The 18,223-nt window shown below is 46.0% G+C and carries 15 protein-coding genes; 8 read left to right on the top strand and 7 right to left on the bottom strand.

Annotation, left to right across the window (positions count from 1 at the left end):
• Positions 1-38: 38 nt before the first annotated feature.
• Entirely contained in the window at positions 39-1,370 is a 1,332-nt protein-coding gene (locus tag PN466_RS07230) for a hypothetical protein (protein WP_271938182.1), read from the top strand.
• Between the two features lie 57 nt (positions 1,371-1,427).
• Here PN466_RS07230 and PN466_RS26250 read toward each other — a convergent pair whose 3' ends face one another.
• A complete protein-coding gene (locus PN466_RS26250) occupies positions 1,428-1,547 on the bottom strand; it encodes an NAD synthetase (RefSeq protein WP_278003014.1) in 120 nt (39 codons plus the stop codon).
• A gap of 308 nt (positions 1,548-1,855) precedes the next feature.
• On the opposite strand from PN466_RS26250, the gene murD reads away from it, so the two are divergent.
• The 5 genes from murD (at position 1,856) to PN466_RS07205 (ending at position 8,476) form a co-directional block, all read left to right on the top strand.
• Positions 1,856-3,211: a UDP-N-acetylmuramoyl-L-alanine--D-glutamate ligase gene (gene murD, locus PN466_RS07225; protein WP_271938275.1), complete on the top strand. Its 1,356-nt coding sequence runs from the start codon at positions 1,856-1,858 to the stop codon at positions 3,209-3,211.
• Between the two features lie 63 nt (positions 3,212-3,274).
• Complete coding sequence (locus PN466_RS07220) at positions 3,275-6,193, top strand: UPF0182 family protein (RefSeq protein ID WP_271938181.1); 2,919 nt, start codon at positions 3,275-3,277, stop codon at positions 6,191-6,193.
• Between the two features lie 20 nt (positions 6,194-6,213).
• Positions 6,214-6,441: a hypothetical protein gene (locus tag PN466_RS07215; protein ID WP_271938179.1), complete on the top strand. Its 228-nt coding sequence runs from the start codon at positions 6,214-6,216 to the stop codon at positions 6,439-6,441.
• A 48-nt stretch (positions 6,442-6,489) separates the two neighbouring features.
• Positions 6,490-6,789: a cytotoxic translational repressor of toxin-antitoxin stability system gene (locus PN466_RS07210; protein ID WP_271938177.1), complete on the top strand. Its 300-nt coding sequence runs from the start codon at positions 6,490-6,492 to the stop codon at positions 6,787-6,789.
• A 97-nt stretch (positions 6,790-6,886) separates the two neighbouring features.
• Positions 6,887-8,476: a glucose-6-phosphate isomerase gene (locus PN466_RS07205; protein WP_271938175.1), complete on the top strand. Its 1,590-nt coding sequence runs from the start codon at positions 6,887-6,889 to the stop codon at positions 8,474-8,476.
• Between the two features lie 96 nt (positions 8,477-8,572).
• Here the strand turns inward: PN466_RS07205 and PN466_RS07200 are convergent, their stop codons facing one another.
• The 4 genes from PN466_RS07200 to PN466_RS07185 all read right to left on the bottom strand — a co-directional run bounded on the left by PN466_RS07200 (position 8,573) and on the right by PN466_RS07185 (position 11,125).
• The gene (locus PN466_RS07200; protein ID WP_271938173.1) at positions 8,573-8,779 is read right to left on the bottom strand and encodes a glycogen debranching protein; all 207 of its coding nucleotides are present in this window, start codon (positions 8,777-8,779) and stop codon (positions 8,573-8,575) included.
• An 85-nt stretch (positions 8,780-8,864) separates the two neighbouring features.
• The gene (locus tag PN466_RS07195; protein ID WP_271938171.1) at positions 8,865-9,362 is read right to left on the bottom strand and encodes a GNAT family N-acetyltransferase; all 498 of its coding nucleotides are present in this window, start codon (positions 9,360-9,362) and stop codon (positions 8,865-8,867) included.
• A gap of 133 nt (positions 9,363-9,495) precedes the next feature.
• A complete protein-coding gene (locus PN466_RS07190) occupies positions 9,496-9,978 on the bottom strand; it encodes a GNAT family N-acetyltransferase (protein ID WP_271938170.1) in 483 nt (160 codons plus the stop codon).
• A gap of 25 nt (positions 9,979-10,003) precedes the next feature.
• Positions 10,004-11,125, bottom strand: coding sequence for an RNA polymerase sigma factor, RpoD/SigA family (locus PN466_RS07185; protein WP_271938168.1), 1,122 nt, complete (start codon positions 11,123-11,125; stop codon positions 10,004-10,006).
• A 365-nt stretch (positions 11,126-11,490) separates the two neighbouring features.
• Here PN466_RS07185 and priA point away from each other — a divergent pair, with 365 nt between their 5' ends.
• Both priA and PN466_RS07175 read left to right on the top strand, forming a co-directional pair.
• Positions 11,491-14,577 carry a primosomal protein N' gene (priA, locus tag PN466_RS07180; protein WP_271938167.1) on the top strand — a complete coding sequence of 1,029 codons (3,087 nt, stop codon included), beginning with the start codon at positions 11,491-11,493 and terminating at the stop codon, positions 14,575-14,577.
• Between the two features lie 135 nt (positions 14,578-14,712).
• Positions 14,713-16,290 (top strand): hypothetical protein, encoded by a 1,578-nt coding sequence (locus PN466_RS07175; protein WP_271938165.1) that lies wholly within the window; start codon positions 14,713-14,715, stop codon positions 16,288-16,290.
• A gap of 177 nt (positions 16,291-16,467) precedes the next feature.
• Here the strand turns inward: PN466_RS07175 and PN466_RS07170 are convergent, their stop codons facing one another.
• On the bottom strand, positions 16,468-16,896 hold the full coding sequence (locus tag PN466_RS07170; RefSeq protein WP_271938164.1) for a hypothetical protein: 429 nt from the start codon (positions 16,894-16,896) through the stop codon (positions 16,468-16,470).
• 645 nt (positions 16,897-17,541) lie between these two features.
• Complete coding sequence (locus PN466_RS26245) at positions 17,542-17,895, bottom strand: BRO-N domain-containing protein (RefSeq protein WP_390889980.1); 354 nt, start codon at positions 17,893-17,895, stop codon at positions 17,542-17,544.
• Positions 17,896-18,223: the final 328 nt, after the last annotated feature.

The raw sequence follows: 18,223 nt of genomic DNA, 5'->3' as shown, positions 1-18,223 counted from the left end.
TCAGCCATAATAGTGATAAAGAACTCAAAAATCATCTGATGGCCCGTCTCAATCATAAGGCATATACTATTCTAGTACGGGAACTAGAGCGGTGTGTGGGGAATGATCCGCTCCAAGCTCCTGTGAAAATGCTAGTTCTCAAACGGTTAGAGCGATTACGACAACAAACGGGAGATCCGGTTTCGGCTCAACAGTTACGGGAGATCATTCAGGATCTGATTCCTGAGTTTAGGGATGCAGCGATTCGTAAAGCAGCCAAAGCCAATCAACCCTCTGGAATGTTTAGCTATTTGTCCTGGGGAGTGATGGGTTTAGCTGGATTAGCAGGTTTGGTTTATATTCTCAATCTTCCCTATCCCATGATTCGCTGGCCAGTAGCCAAAACGATTCCCCTCGTGCTACTGCCCAGTTATATGAAAATGGATTATGATTATCGGGGAGCGATCGCCAATGTGGAAAAAGCGGATCAACTGATTAACCAAGCCACCAGCGCTGCTGATATTGAGTTAGGCGCAGAAAAAGTCGCTATAGCTCAAAACCATCTGGATGGTTTACCCGTATGGTTTTTAGGCTACTTTCCCCAGCGCTACTGTACATTTTTTAGTTGTAGTTGGCAGTTTACCCTGGATGAATATAAGGGCGCTCGGCAACAGGTTGCCCGCATGGATGCTAAAGTTTTTCAGCAAAACAATGCTTTAACGCTTTTGGAAGAGGGAGCTAGTCAAATCGAAGAGGGGAAAAGCCAATATCAACAAGCCAACTCTGAGGCTAGTAAACAGGAGGCGATCGCCATTTGGCAAGCTGGACTCGATAAACTCGATCTCATCCCTCCTCAAACTGTTGCTGGACGAATGTCTGCGGCTCAAATGAAAGCCTATCAGCGTGATTTTCAGCAGGTTTCTGGACGCAGTGCTGGAACCGGCAAAACCGATACCCTCATCCAAGCAGCGGCTCAGTATGGCATGGCAGCAGCCCAAATGTCCCAAAATCCCCCCCATCCTGAGGAGCAATGGCAGGAAATTATCGGTCTCTGGGATCGGGCAAGCGAGCAGTTGGAGCGGGTAAAAGATGATAATCCTGCTTATGTACAAGCCCAGACTAAATTAGTTGAATATCGTCAAAATGCTGCCATGGCGAGGATTCGTCTGCGGAATGAGCAAAGTTCTACCGAAGCGCTAAATCAGGCAAAAGGGAGAATTACGGCCTGGCAACAGTCAGCCGCTTCTAATGCTAATACTGGGGTACTCGTCAGTGGACTACAAAGCATTATTTATGACTTAGATCGAGTAAAAACCGGTACAACGGCTACGGAAGAAGCGCGATCGCTCCGCGAGTTTGCTGAGGCTAAAATGCAGGAATTGAATCAGTAGTTAACAACTATAGCGCTTCGCGCTAGGGAATAGCTTGCCTAGCTGACTGGCTATCGTTCACTTTTTATCCTGCTCATTAAAACCCGATAAACCTTGGAATAGCATGACTAAGCCTCCGATCGCGATCGCGATGGCTAATCCTCCCGCAATCCAATCTAACACCGGTGTATTTTCCATCACTTTCTCTGCTCTTTGCTTACTTATGCAATAGCCTCAGAATATCACACCCTGGGGAATAGAGAACAGCCCATCAGTACGATCGGATGGGTTCACTCCACTGTGTTCTATTCGCTAGGACTGATCGTAATTTATTCAACCGATTTGATATGAAAGACACTCTTAATAATAGCTCTCTTACCTAGCACAAAACGCTGTATTTCTATTGCCTGTTCCCCATTGCCTATTGCCTATTCCCTAAAACTACAGAAGAATATGGTACAAAGGCTTATGATGAAGAACGAACTGTGTCTGCCGCCCAAAAGAATATGCCCCTTGCTCATGTCATTGGTTTAGGTAAATCTGGAATTGGAGCCGCTAAACTGCTACACCGTCAAGGATGGCAGGTAAAAGTGAGCGATCGCCAAATCTCCGATGCTTTACGCCAACAACAGAAAACCCTTCACGATCTGGGAATTGTCTGCGATCTAGGCTTTTCCTTCAGCCTAGAAGATTCCCCACTTCCAGAACGGATTGTTGTCAGTCCTGGAGTTCCCTGGGATATTCCCGTGTTGGTGCAAGCACGAGCGCAAGGCATTGAAATCCTAGGGGAAATGGAACTCGCTTGGCGAGATCTTAAGGATGTTCCTTGGGTTGGCATAACTGGAACCAATGGCAAAACCACGACTACGGCTTTAATCGCGGCGATTTTTCAACAGGCTGGCTTTCATGCCCCCGGCTGCGGCAATATTGGCTACGCGGCTTGTGAATTGGCACTCGGTGAAAAACGGCCAGATTGGGTGATTGCCGAAATTAGTAGTTATCAAATTGAATCCTCCTCTACCCTATCTCCGGAAATTGGGGTCTGGACAACGTTTACCCCCGATCATCTCAAGCGCCATAAAACTCTGGACAATTATTACGACATTAAAGCGCAGTTATTGCGGCGATCGCATCATCAAGTTTTTAATGGGGATGATGCCTATTTGCATCAAAGGGGTCTCAAAGAATGGCCGGATGCCTATTGGACGAGCGTTAAAGGCAAACAGCATTTAGTCGGTTCTCCCCAGAATGGCATTTATATTCAAGACCGCTGGGTGATGGTGCAAGGCGACCCCATTTTACCCGCTGCCAGTTTGAAAATGGTGGGAGCGCATAATCAGCAAAATCTATTAATGGCGGTCGCTGTAGCTCGGTTAGCGGGGATTGAACACGAAGCCATTGCTGAGGCGATCGCCAATTTTCCCGGCGTTCCCCATCGTTTAGAACTCATTGGTGCGATCGATCAAATTGACTTGATTAATGATAGTAAAGCCACCAATTATGATGCGGCAGAAGTGGGCTTATCAGCAGTTGAGCCTCCCGTTATTTTAATTGCAGGAGGAGAAGCTAAAGAGGGAGATGACACTCAATGGTTGCATCGCATTAAGTCTAAAGCGGCGGCAGTCTTACTCATCGGCGAAGCTGCGCCCCATTTTGCCCAACGCTTAGAAGCGGTGGGTTATGATTCCTATGAGATGGTCGAAACTTTGGATCGAGCCATTCCCCGTTCCTTAGTTTTAGCAAAACACTATCAAGCCAAAGGAGTATTATTTTCTCCCGCCTGCGCCAGTTTCGATCAATATGCTAACTTTGAGCAACGGGGCGATCATTTCCGCCAATTATGTTTAGAACTGAACCAGTAGAAGCAAAAATTTTTTTGCCCCTACTCCTCTCTCCTGATACTGACGAACTTGGTTTAAATCAACATGCAGTGGCTGCGATCGCCAAAAATCGGTTGGATTTTAGTTATCCTGTTGGCAGGATGGCTTATTTTCGAGATCGCGACTAACCTGATCGCCGAAGGACTATGGTTTAACGAACTTGGTTATCGTGCTGAATTTGCCCTCCGGGTGAAAACGCAACTGATTGTTGGTACGCTTATTTTCGGAATCAGCAGCCTCTATCTATGCGGGAATCTCTGGGTTGCAAACCGGCTCAAATATCCCAAACCCCCAGAAGAACAAGACGCTTATCCTCAATATCCCAAAACCATTCCCCTAGGGGGGTTGCTGCTATCCGTCGGACTCTTAAGTCTCGTTTTAGGATTAATTATTGTCCAATATACAGAAGTCATTCTTCCCTATTGGCATACCGATTTTAATATTGCCAGCCTTACTCCCGAACTTCCCCCTCGATTTCGCCCCGAATCAGCTCTTCGCACCTTTCTAGATCTACCCTCTTCTGGAGTCAAAACCCTATTTGTCCTTGGGTTCCCCATTCTCCTCTTGTGCATTCCCCAAAGAACGCTACTGGCGATCGCCATTTTCCTCAGCACAGGTTTAGGCGTAATTTTATCGAGCCATTGGGCCAAAATTCTCACCAGCTTTAATCCCACTCCCTTTAATCAAGTCGATCCCCTCTTTAACCAAGACATTAGCTTCTACATCTTCACCTTACCCGTTCTCCATCTCCTGGAATTCTGGCTCGTTATTCTCTGTGTTTTTTCCTTACTTGCCGTTACCATCATCTACTTATTATCCGGTAGAAGTTTAGCCCTGGGGAGTTTTCCCGGTTTTTCTCCCAAACAGCGCCGCCATCTGCAAGTCATCAGTGCCGCAGTTATGTTTAGCGTTGCTTATAGTTATGTCCTCTCCCGCTACGAACTCCTCTATTCCCCCACCGGAGTCATTTATGGAGCCAGCTTTACCGATATCTATACCCAAAAACCGATGATTGAAGTGCTGTCTATTCTGGCAGCAAGCTATGGTTTTTTTCTTTTAGGTCGCTCGGTCTATTGGGCAAAAAAACGGGATATTTGGCGGAAAATGATTTATGGGATGCTTCTCTTTTTAACCATTGCAGGAGTGAGCAACTATGCCCTACCGGCCCTAAGCCAGCGCCTCATCGTTCAACCCAACGAGCTGCAACGAGAAACTCCATTTATCCAGCGCACCATTGAATTTACTCGATCGGCTTTTAATTTAGACCAAATTGACGTTTATCCGTTTAATCCTGAAGGACAATTAACCGTACAAGACTTACTCAACAATAAGCTAACTCTTGATAATATTCGCCTCTGGGATACTCGCCCCCTCTTACAAACCAACCGGCAACTGCAACAAATTCGCTTATATTATAAATTTCTGGATGCCGATATTGAGCGCTATACTTTCCGCCAGCGAGATTATCAAGGCACGGAAAAACAACAGGTCATTTTAGCGCCACGAGAATTAGATTATGAAGGAGTACCTGAAGAGGCAAAAACTTGGATCAATGAACATTTAGTCTATACCCATGGTTATGGCTTTACCATGTCCCCAGTCAATACAGTTGCCTCCGACGGTTTACCGGAATATTATGTCAAAGATATTGGTGCAGAAAGTCCCGAAGGACAAACCACTCCCGTTTGGATTTCTGAGCCTCGAATTCGCGATAGTATTCCCATTGGTCAACCGAGAATTTATTATGGAGAGTTGACCAATACTTATATTATGACTCCTTCAAGGGAACCCGAGTTAGATTATCCCCAAGGAGATGCTAACCAATATAACTTTTATGATGGGACAGGGGGCGTATCGATCGCCAGTCGCTGGAGACGGTGGTTGTTTGCTAAATACCTCAAAGATTGGCAAATGCTCTTAACCCAATCTTTTACACCAGAAACTAAGGTTTTATTTCGTCGTAATATCGTTGAGCGAGTCCAAGCGCTTGCTCCCTTTCTGCGATTCGATCGAGACCCCTATTTAGTCGTTGCCGATACTGATTTAAGTGGGGACAACAGTAGCAATAAGGAGAACTATTTGTATTGGATTATTGATGCTTATACGACTAGCGATCGCTATCCGTATTCCGATCCAGAAAAACTCCCCTTTAACTACATTCGCAACTCCGTAAAAGTCGTCGTCGATGCCTACAATGGCAGGGTTTATTTTTTCATCGCCGATGACTCCGACCCGATGATTCAAACCCTTGCCAAAATTTTTCCTAACCTGTTCCGCAGTTTAAACGATATGCCCCAATCCCTTAAGGTGCATATTCGCTATCCTGTAGACCTGTTTAGCATCCAATCCGATCAACTGTTAACCTATCATATGCGCGATCCTCAAGTGTTTTACAACCGTGAGGATCAATGGCGCTCTCCCCTAGAAATCTATGGCGGTCAACCGCAAACCGTAGAACCTTATTATTTAATCATGAAGTTGCCGACTGAAAATCGGGAAGAATTCATCTTACTTCATCCCTTTACTCCTGCAAGTCGCAATAACTTAATTGCTTGGTTAGCGGGTCGTTCAGATGGAGAAAATTATGGCAAACTTTTGCTCTATCAATTCTCGAAACAGCAGCTTGTTTATGGGCCAGAACAAATTGATGCTCTGATTAATCAAGACCCAGAAATTTCCCGTCAAATCTCTCTCTGGAACCGGCAGGGATCAAAAGCTATTCAGGGAAACCTCCTCGTTATTCCCATTGAAAAATCTTTGCTTTACGTCGAACCCCTCTATTTGGAAGCCGAACAAAATAGCTTACCGACCTTAGTCCGAGTGATTGTTGCCTATGACAACCAAATTGTTATGGCTAACACCCTGGAGAGAGCCATCAATGCTATCTTTAATTCCCCTAATTCTAGTTCCTCTAATCCCCCCACACCTGTAATTCGCAACTTAGATGAAATTGGATCGCCCTAGGGGTTAGAATGGGGGAGGCAATGCAGACCTCCTATGTCAAGGGTATGATTGATACGAAGAAACGACAACAGATCCACGATCTCGTCGATGGACTTCCGGAAGAATACTTAAATCAAGTTTGGGCTTTTTTAGCTCCTCTGAGTGCAGATGTCTATGTACTGACCATGATGCACGCAACCATGGATACAATCAAACCCGGTGATTTCATGAATCGCGAAGAAGCTCTAGGGTTTTTGCATCATCCATAATAATCCATAATAAACCAATCCTCGATCGCTGGCACAGGTGCAAATCCTATGACTGTGGCTCACTCCTCCACACTATCATCCACCCAATACCAACTGCTCTATCACCGTAGCTTTCTCCAAGATCTACAAAAGTTACAGAAAAAGGAAAAGAGTAGCTATGAAACAATTTATCGCTTTGTATTTACTGAGTTCCTGAGCCTCAAACGCCTAGAAGACCTGCCGAAACTGCATCGACTTGGCCCAGAGCCGATGTTCTATCATTTTACGATTGGAGAATATCTGATTGCGATCGCCGTCATGGGGCAAATTGTTAAATTTCTCCGGATTCTACCCAAACCGGAGATCTAAACGGTATGGTGTCTAGGAGAGTTTTAAGTAACCTCTGATTACCTTGTTTCGATCGGCGATCGCCGACAATGCCTCAACCCTTTGGAGAAGACTGGTTATGGATGCAGCAACCCTCTGGCAACGTTATCAAGACTGGCTGTACACCCACGACAGCCTACGATTTTATCTCGACATTAGTCGAATGAGGTTTGACGATCGTCTAGTCGCACAAATACAGCCCAAGCTTGACAAAGCCTTTGCAGAAATGGCTAAACTGGAATCAGGGGCGATCGCCAACCCAGATGAAGGACGAATGGTGGGGCACTACTGGCTACGCAACGCCGATCTTGCACCTAACCCCCAACTCAAAGCTGAAATCAACGAAACCCTAGAAGCGATTCATCACTTCGCCCAAGATATCCACTCCGGAGCCATCAAACCCCCCAATGCTCCCCAATTCACTGATATTCTCTCCATTGGCATCGGTGGATCGGCCCTAGGGCCCCAATTTGTTGCTCAAGCCTTAGCCTCTTCCTCCCCTCAACTCAATATTCACTTTATTGACAACACCGATCCGACGGGTATTGACCGTACCCTAGGCCAACTCAAAGATAAACTTAATACCACCCTAGTCATTATCATCTCCAAATCTGGAGGCACGCCCGAAACCCGCAATGGCATGATCGAAGCCAAAGCGGCCTATAAAGCTGCCAACCTCCCCCATGGCCCCCACTTTATCGCCATTACCGGCCATGAGAGTAAACTGGAACAACTCGCTAAATCTGAACATTGGTTAGCTACCTTCCCCATGCATGACTGGGTAGGCGGACGCACCTCCGAACTCTCTGCTGTTGGTTTAGTTCCCGCCGCTCTACAAGGGATCGACATCAACCAAATGTTAGCGGGAGCCAAAGAAATGGATGAAGCCACCCGCATCCCCTCCCTCAAACAAAATCCTGCCGCTCTGCTTGCCCTTTCCTGGTACTTCGCTGGCAATGGTAAAGGAGAAAAAGACATGGTGATTTTGCCCTACCAAGACAGCTTGCTGCTCTTTAGCCGCTATCTCCAACAGTTAGTGATGGAATCTTTGGGTAAAGAAAAGGATTTAGACGGCAATACGGTCTATCAAGGGATTGCTGTTTATGGTAACAAAGGCTCCACCGACCAACATGCCTATGTCCAGCAGTTGCGCGAAGGTGTACCGAATTTCTTTGTCACCTTTATTGAAGTTCTGAAAGACCGCGATCGCCCTTCCCCCGAAGTAGAACCTGGCGTTACCTGTGGTGACTATCTGTCTGGACTATTGCAAGGAACCCGCAAAGCCTTATACGAAAATAACCGGGACTCCATTACCGTCACCATTCCCGAAGTCACCCCACGCACTGTAGGGGCATTGATTGCCCTCTATGAGCGGGCGGTCGGATTGTATGCCACTTTGGTGAATATCAATGCCTATCACCAACCTGGGGTAGAAGCTGGCAAAAAAGCTGCCGCTAGTGTTCTCCAGTTGCAAAATCAAATTATGAAAGCTTTAGGGGAGAGCGACGGAGCTTTATCTTTAGTAGAATTAGCGACTGCTGCCAACGCCCCAGAGGAAATTGAAGCGGTTTATAAAATTGTCCGCCATTTAGCCTTCAATAATCGTGGAGTTGTCTTGCACGGTGATGCTACTCAACTTCAAGAGTTAAAAGTGGCGAAGGCAATTTAAAATTGGGGGCTTTCCGGTTGGAAAGCCCCTCGATCCAAAGATAAAACTGGGTTTTGGCTATTGCCTCTCTTGTCTCTTCCCCCATCCCGACAAGTTTTAATTCAACTTCAGCGCACTTGCGGGCACTTCTTCCCAAGAGGAAACGGTATGCATTCGAGCGCTCCATCCGGCTTGTTTTTGGTCTTCTGTGAGGTTGTTGTTGAAGGAGTCATGGCACTCTTGTGCTTGTTTTTGATCGCAACAAGCAATGCAAGCATAGATCATGCCAGAGGGATCGATTTGTTCGTTGACCCAAATAGTCATAGGGCAATACTCCTAATTGTTGTTTGAGGGAACAGGGAATAGGGAATGCTCCCAGTTTCCCTGAGTTTGCTATAGATTTTGGCTGTTAACCGGCTAAATCGGTAAGGGCTGAACCAGTGAGGCGGCAAATTCGCCAGTCGGGAAGCACTTGAGCGCCCATCCGTTCGTAGAAGGCGATCGCCGGTTCATTCCAGTCCAATACCGCCCAATCAAAGCGCCCACAACCGCGATCTAGGGCGATTTTTGCCAAAGTTCTCAACAGGGCCGATCCAATCCCTTTACGGCGATATTCAGGTCGGACAAAAATATCTTCGAGATAGAGACCGGGTTGGGTGAGAAAGGTGGAATAGTTATGGAAAAAGAGGGCAAACCCTACCGATTTTCCTTCCCATTGGGCCATTAAGGCTTCTACATAGTGTTGATCGAACAAGTGTTTTTCCAGATCGGTGGCGCACCCGATGACTTGATGGGATAATTTTTCGTATTCGGCTAAAGCGCCAATTAGCTCGAATAGAATGGTTACATCGTCGCGGGTTGCGAGTCGGATCTGGAGTTTCGGGCGATCGCCTTGATCGAGGTTCATGGTTGCACTCAATGCCAATGTTCAGGTTTTAGGGTATAGGATTTTTCATCAGTTGAGCTATACCTTAAGGAAATCATATTCTTTTCTTTTACTGATGCTTCATCATCTAGAGAGTTCTGTGGATTGAATCGGCTCAATCCGTAAATGCTGAACCCGTGACGCGATAAAGGCAACAGTTGCTCAGAGTTTGAGCGCCCATGGATTCGTAAAAGGCGATCGCCGATTGATTCCAGTCCAGAGTTGCCCATTCCAGATGCTCATAACCACGCTCTAGGGTAATTTCACCCAAAGATTTTAACAGGGCACGACCAATCCCTTTACGGCGAAATTGAGGCAACACGAACAGGTTTTCGAGGTGGAGTCCAGGTTGGGTGCGAAAGGTAGAATAACTCGGGAAAAATAGAGCAAATCCCGCCGTTTTTGCTTCCCACTGGGCAATTAAGGCTTCTGCATAGCACCGATCAAACAGGTGTTTTTCTAGATCCGCCACGCACCCAATGACTTGATTGGATGATTGTTCGTATTCAGCTAAAGCGCTAATCAAATCGAACAGGACGGGTACATCATCGCGGGTTGCGAGTCGGATCTCGAGCTTCGGGCGATCGCCAGGGTTCATAGTTGCATAGAATGCCGATTTTGGTTTAGCGCAGCCAAGCCTTTAACCGTTGAGCAACTTGAGGACGGCGCAGTTTCCGCATCGCTTTGGTCTGAATTTGCCGCACTCGTTCGCGGGAGAGGTTAAACAAATGGCTGACTTCTTCTAGAGTATAGGGTTTTCCCGTACTTAACCCATACCTTAAGGAAATAATATCTTTTTCTCGTTCGGTGAGGACATCACTGAGAACCGATAGGATTTCCTGACGCATCATAGTTTCGCTCAGGAGGGTTTCTGGGGACTGAGTTCCTTGATCTTCAAGTAAATCGAGTAATTCCGTATCTTGGTCTTCTCCAAATCGATGATTTAGAGAGAGCGATCGCCTGCGTACCTGATGCAAATACCGCAATTGAGGAATCGAAATTTCCAATGCTTCGGCTAATTCACCTTCGCTGGGGCTACGTTCGAGTTTTTGACGCAATTGCTGTTGCATCACTCGCATTTTATTCAGCTTTTCCACCACATGAATAGGCAATCTTACCGTGCGTCCATGGTTTGCCAACGTCCGGGTGATCCCTTGGCGAATCCACCAGTAGGCATAGGTTGAAAACTTATAGCCTTTTTCGGGATCAAACTTTTCGGCCGCTCGATTTAATCCCAATGCTCCTTCTTGAATGAGGTCTAGAAAGGGGACTCCTCGATTCACATACCGTTTGGCAATTGACACCACTAATCTCAGATTAGATCGCACTATTTTTTGCTTGGCAATTTGGCTATGTTTGAGTTTAGTTTTAATTTCAGATGCCGGTAAACCACTGGACCGAGCTAAATCTGTAATCGTCGGCTTTTTCCCCGTCTTTGCTAGAAATTTTTCTTGCTTTTTTTGCAGATCCATTCCCTCTTGAACTTGTCGAGATAAGATAACTTCTTCTTCTGCACTCAGGAGGGGATAACGGGCCATTTCTTTCAGGAATAGTCCAACGGTATCTTCATTAATAAAAGCAATTGAATCTACCCAATTTCCTGTCGATAATGAGTTGGCAGACTGTTCAGGGTCTGACGGGGATAAGCTAAGGGCGTTTAAAACAGACGCTTTTGCCTCTGAGTTTGCCTGGGGATTATCGTATTCCCGATCGATCAATCCGTTATTTTCTGGTCTGTTCAACATAGGAAATGACAAAATGAGTTGCACTTTAAAGAATTCAGGATCTGTGGTGTGAGGAGTGGCGATGTAGGTGATAACTTTTCAGCTAAAGCCAAGGGAATTTGAGCTGAACAGCATAAGGTTGTCCTTAGTGTAGTAGCATAATTTAAGGTTGGCAATCCATAGGTGAGTAAACGATACAAAAGTTATTGTTGTGTGTTTTTTTCTCAAGTTTCTGTGGAGTACGATACACTCTGACCGTGAAGAGGAGAAATCATAATCTTTTTGATAGAATTAGAGCAGTCTCAAGCTAAGGGGGAGGCAAGAGGCACGACTAGCAATAGGCATGGGATACCCCAGAATGAAAGCAGTTCGCCATCTAAAACGTTATGATCAGTAAACTCGATCGCCTGCAACCACCCATTACGAGTTGCCGAGTGGCTGCCTCGAAGAATCCGTTTTATATCCAGACTTCCTCTTCTGATCGGCAGTGCTGGGTGGAGGTTTTGCTGGATGTGGATCAGCAAGAATTAGAGGAAGAGGAGCCAAAGCTCTATACCTATGCAATTGGCTCCAACTTGAGGGTGCAGCTAGGGGATATTTTGATCGTACCTTGTCGTTCTCAGCAGGTGGGGGCGATCGCCATTCGTTTGTTGTCTGCACCTCCAGCAGATTTCCCCCCAGAAAAGATTAAGTCGGTTCATGAGGTGATTAGTTCGGGATTTTTTCCCCCCAGTTATTGGCAACTCTTAAACCAAGTAGCCGATTATTACCATACGTCCTTGATCCGGGTGATTCGCATGGCTCTACCTCCAGGATTATTGGCCAGATCCCAACGTCGCATCCGCTTAACGGAGTCCATTCCCAAAGAGGCGCAAGTATTTCTGGATTTCTCAGCCAAAGAACTGCTGAATGTCCTCTCTAGTAGAAAAACTGGGGATTCTTCTTGGCGCAAGCTGAAAAAACAGGTATACCAGGCTGATCGCGCACTGAAAGATTTGTTAAAACGGGGATGGGTGGAAAGCTACCTGGAACCCCCCCAACCGCCTCGTCCGAAACGCCAACAGGTGGTAACCCTTGTTAAATCCACGTTACCCAAACCCCAAGAGTTAACCCCTCGACAACATGAAATCTTAAGCCTTTTGCATCGTCATGGGGGGCAAATGTTTATCAGTGAACTGGTGGAACAGGGCCAAACCCATCCAGGATTAATCAAGGCCTTAGAGCAAAATCAGTGGGTAGCGATTCAGGAGCGAGTGGTAACCCTCATGAAGTCTACGTTACCCTCACCCCAAGAGTTAACCCTACGACAAGAGGAAGTTTTAAGCCTTTTGCGTTGTCAGGGAGGGAAGATGTTGCTTAGTGAACTGGCGAAACAGGGCAAAACAAATTCTCGGTTAATCAGAACCTTGGAGGAAAAACAGTGGGTGACTATTGAAGGGCAGATGGTAACCCTGGTTAAATCGGTTTTACCGGAAACAGAACGATTAACTCAGCAGCAATATGACATCTTAAACCTTTTGCGTTGTCAGGGAAGGCAAATGTTCTTTAGTGAACTTCAGACTTCTGTGGGGTTAATCAAGACTTTGGAGGAAAAGAAATGGGTGGCGATTCAGGAAGAGGTGGTAACCCTGGTCAAATCAGTTTTACCAGAAACAGAACGATTAACTGACAAGCAATATGAGGTCTTAAACCTTCTTGCTCGTCATGGCAGGCAAATGTTTGTAAGTGAGCTACTGGAGCAAGGCCAAGTCGATTCAGAGGTGATCAAAACCTTAGAGCAAAAGCAATGGGTCGTTATTGAAGAACAGGAACAGTTACGGTACGATACGGGCCCCATGCCCGATCGCGATACACCTAAACCGCTGACACCCGCGCAAGCTGAAGCTTTGCAAGCCATTCAGGAGCGATCGGATTATCATCCCTTTCTGCTCCATGGGATTACCGGATCGGGGAAAACGGAGGTCTATCTTCAGGCGATCGCCCCCATTCTAGAGCAAGGACAATCCATCCTGGTGCTAGTACCAGAAATTGGCCTCACCCCCCAACTGACGGATCGCTTTCGGGCCCGGTTTGGAGAAAAAATCCGCGTTTACCACAGTGCCCTATCCGATGGGGAACGTTACGATACCTGGCGGCAAATGCTCCAAGGAACCCCTCAAATCGTCATTGGAACCCGATCCGCCGTTTTTGCCCCTTTGCCCAGTCTGGGCTTAATTATCTTGGATGAGGAACACGATACCAGTTTCAAACAAAGCCAGCCTGCTCCTACCTACCATGCTCGTCAGGTGGCTCAATGGCGGGCCCAACTGGAAAATTGCCCCCTGATTTTGGGTAGCGCCACCCCATCGATGGAAACCTGGTTTAGCAGCGGGCCGGGAAAAACCTGCACGCGGCTCAGTTTACCAGAACGAGTGGGAAACCGGCAACTTCCTCCCATTTCCATTGTCGATCTACGTCGAGAACTGAAACAGGGAAATCGGTCTATTTTTAGCCGTAGTCTACAAGATCAGTTAAGGCGTTTAGGCGATCGCCAGCAACAAGGCATTCTCTTTATTCCCCGTCGCGGCCATAGTACATTTGTCTCCTGTCGCAGTTGTGGATATGTTCTCGAATGTCCCCATTGTGACGTTTCCCTCTCCTACCACTACACCCATCAGGGAGCTACAGAACGGTTGCGTTGTCATTATTGCAACTTTTCCCAGGTTCAACCCTCCCACTGTCCCGAATGTCAATCGCCCTACCTGAAACACTTTGGCACCGGAACCCAACGGGTGACTCATGAGTTAGCCAAGCTCTTTCCAGAACTGCGGGTGATTCGGTTTGACAGCGATACGACCCGCACCAAAAACGCCCATCGCACCCTACTGACTCGGTTTGTGCGAGGAGAAGCCGATTTATTGGTGGGAACCCAGATGTTAACCAAAGGATTGGATATTCCAGGGGTGACCCTGGTGGGAGTGGTGGCTGCTGATGGCTTATTGCATCAGGGAGACTATCGCGCTGGAGAGGAAGCCGTACAAATTTTAACCCAAGTTGCCGGTCGGGCCGGTCGTGGGGATGACCCCGGACAGGTTATTATTCAGACTTACTCGCCAGACCATCGCGCCATTCAAGCGGTGCAACAAAATGCTTATGCAATGTTTATGCAACAGGAGTTACAGGAGCGAGAAGCTTACCATTATCCGCCCTATTCTTCCTTAGTATTGTTTCGCTTCAGTGGCTTGGATCTCATGGAGGTGCAAACTGCTGCCGATCGAGTGGCGGACGTTTTAGAATCAAGACCAGGAGGGTATCAGGTCTTGGGGCCTGCCCCTGCACGGGTGATGCGGGTTTCTGATGCCTATCGTTGGCAGATTTTGCTCAAATTTCCTCCAAGAGAAGAAATAAATCTACCTTCTTTAGCTGAATTGCGATCGCTCCATTCCAAGAGAGTCAGTTTAAGCTTAGATATTGACCCTCTCAATTTTGGATAGTTGACCCTGTATAGGTGACCAGGGATTCGAACCCTATTCCTACTCTCTGGCTAACGCTATGCGAATAGCTGAAAGCTTTACCTCACACATGTTTCACACACTGAACCTTGAAAACGTGTTGAAAGTGTGTTGAACATGGAAACCTACATAAAACAGGCATGGTCTCTGGTAAATGAGTATTTCCACTCTAACTCCATTGACATCTCCAAGTACGTTGACCACGAGTTGGTGAGAGCTTACCTTAAGGCTTGCCAGAAGAGTACCCCCAAGGGTATTCGGATTGTCAGTAGCGGTAACCGACTGTATCTCCGGTTCAAAACAGCTACCAAACCAGCAACGGTTAACAATTCGTGTAACGAGGACTTCACTCGTGATGGTTGCGTCAATGCTTTAGCCAAAGCTTTGTCCACAACAGAAGCCTTACGGAATATGGATTCTGAGTCCGAATTCTGGGAATGGTATGAAGTGGAAATCAAGGGAGCTGTATCCCTTGAAAACGACATCATTACCATTGGGGAAGCCATTGAGATTGTGAAGAACAATTACATCAATGGCTACGACAAGTGTGGTAGGGATAGGAGCGAGGAGAAGCTAAAGTCCAATACCTTGGCTAACTATCATTTGACCTACGGGAACCATCACCAAAAGCTCAATCCTAAGCTTCGACTTACTGGGGAAAACATCATTTCCGAGCTTAATCAAAGCTGGTCTCAATTATTCTCGATTTCTGGCAATCAAACACTCTGTTCTAAAGGGTTCAAAAATGCCTACACTGGTGTCCTGAAGCTCCTTCGAGACACCAAGCTCTCTTCAGAGCTAGATAAGGTAACTTCTCATTTCGGAACTCTCAAAGTGATTCGTAAGACTGAAGTGCAATCTATTGACCTTGAGGCATTCCTAGACTTTAGAGCTAGGGTGCTTGGACTCAATGGTTATGAGTTGACTAAAGCTCAATGGAGCAACATTAAATCCCGTCAATCTTGGTTCAAAGCCTTTTCAATCAATCTAATCTATGGTTTGCGGGCTTCTGAATTCAAAGCTATTCAGAATATTGATGAACCGATAACTATTGATGGCTATACATTCAAGGCGCTCCATGACCCAACCAATGACGAGAATATCATCATTATTGGGGATGGTTTTTGGGTGACTGACACCAGTGAAGAAAAGCATTGGATTACTATTAAAACAGGTAATCGGATCGCCCGTCCAATGCTTCATCCAGACTACCCTGGTTTAGTTGAATTGTTGGAGGTCAAAAATGCTGAGGTAAAAATACCTGAATGCACCCCCAGCAGTTCATCAAGCCCTGAAAGGATTAAGCGTGTATTTGAGATGAGTTTAAGAAGACGACTCTCAAGTTACATCTCCCAAGTAGGAGGTCAAGGCTTCACCCAGACTCACGCCCTACGTCACCTGGCAAATTATCATGGCAAACTTGCCGGTTTAACTCGTGACCAACGCGCCCTATCATTGGGTCATTCTCAGTCCATGAATGACAAATACGACAAGCACCAGTCCACTCGAAATCAAGTCAATCTTCTGATGGCTGACATCTCTGAAAAATCAGAGAACCAGAGGCTAAAAGACGAACTCACCCAAGCTCAGGAGACCATTAAATCCCTAGAGGAAACCATTCTCTTCCTGAAGAAGGAAAACGCCAGGCTCAATGAACTTTTAGGAGGTAACGACGACCTTCCTAGGATTGGGTAAGGTTGGCTAGAATGGAAGCAAATATCTGAGAAGAAAGAGCGTTTTCTCCTAGCCTCCAATTACTAAAAGACCCCGTAATGGGGTCTTTTTTTTGGTAATCTTAGTGAAGGGAATAGCCTGAATAATATTACTGGTTCCAGGAACCCCAAGCTAAGTGAGGTTCATCTCCGGGGAAAGCTAGAGCAAGAATATCTTCTTTGTCCATTGCCCTCCAGTTCTCTGGGCTAATTGTTGCTGCATAAGCTTTGTAGAAATCCGGCGCTTCTCGTCAATGGCAAGAGGGGTTTCGCCGAAAGCATCTCGGAAGAAGTCCCCAAGAGCCATAATGGTCAGGGAAGATTGAAGAGCCAAGGCTTCTTTCTTGCCTTTGGAAGCTGCATACACAATCACCAGATTGAAATCACTGAGTGAGATAGTCTGAACCTCTCTACCGCCTCCCCGGATTGACTGGGTTGCAGTTTTTGGGATTTTTCCCGTGAAACCCATACCCTGTAAGACTTTGACTGGGTTGCAGGAACGCGAAAGAATACGTCCTAACCATTCCTTTGAATAGTCCACCACCCGACTCGCACCAGTAAGACTGACCCGAAACTCACCATCAGGCATCCGGTAACCATCAATCTCTAATCCATCAAAAAAAACGAACAGTTGCCCTCTCTGCTTGAGTAATGACTTTGGCGAATTCTTCTGATAATTTCATAGTCTTTTCTTCACTTAATGACTACATAACACTATTGTAGTTAAGTGAAACTGATTATTGTACATTTTATTAATTAGTAAAAGCTATTGATATTCCAGTTTGAGATGGGTGAAGTTATACCTTCTGTTCCATTGCCGAACTACCCGAATAAATGTAGACTAATCAGCTCGTTCCATCCGTCAAGGGTTCCCTATCGGCTCATACTTCGCCCCTGACTACTGTCACTTTAGCTGATATTATTTCTCTTATTCGGGTAGCTGGCAGAGGGATTTTCTGTGAGAAGAAAACAAAAAAACCTTTATCTCTCTCTTCTCCCATACCTCCTACTTACTCCTAGGATTACGACGTAAATTTACGTCGTGACTTCAAGAATATGAGAAACCCTAGTCCTTTACCTCTCTCTCTTCCAAGAGTTTACCCTTCATTTACCTAATCAGAGTAAGAGGAAGAGTAATAAATCAGAGAATAGCAGACTATATTTACAACTCAGTTTAATAAAAAAATAAATTATTTTATTCATTGGTGTTATTAACGAAAGAATAGCTCAATCGTTAATATAATATTTTTATTAATTTAATTAATAATAGCGATAGCGTTCTTCTTCCCCACAGACAATTCCCGCTGTAAGAACCAGACTTCCGAATTGATGGCAAGACCTCCTCAAAGACCCACTTCTGGAAAGGAATGGCTAGGGGACTCTTGGAACGAGTGATGAGGTGATAGAGTCCTGGCTCAAATAATGTTACAATCATCTGAGTAGTTCCATGGGTATGGACTTTGTGCATACCCTTCCATTCAGAACGAACATTAGCCCATACCTTAGCTCTAGATGTTTTTGCGTATGTAGGATAAAGAACAGCAACAATATCAGCAGCTACCCACTCTGGGGCTTCAGGAGTCCCCACAGGGTTGCTTCAATAAAATCGCTGATTGCTCTTGCCGAAGATAAACCGCCAGGGGTGTCCACTACTACCGACCCCCTTTTGATAATCTCCTAGACAGACATTAGATTAAGAGACATTTTACTCAATGGGGATTGGCTTATTTAGAGATGATTGATAAGTCTTTAAGCGGCAAAGCCATGCAAGTGCACAGTAGTGGACTGGCAAGCTTAAAATTGTGGGTAAGAGTTATCGGAGGTACCTATGAGTAACCCCAAGCTTAAGTATCGCATTAAATTGAGTACAGAGCAACGTCAAGAACTGATAGATGTCGCGAAAAATGGGGAAAAGT

It is taken from the genome of Roseofilum reptotaenium CS-1145 (assembly GCF_028330985.1).
In the GTDB taxonomy this organism is placed as follows: Bacteria; Cyanobacteriota; Cyanobacteriia; order Cyanobacteriales; family Desertifilaceae; genus Roseofilum; species Roseofilum reptotaenium.
Note: the sequence above shows the minus strand (reverse complement) of the source record. Positions and strands in the feature narration are given on the sequence as shown.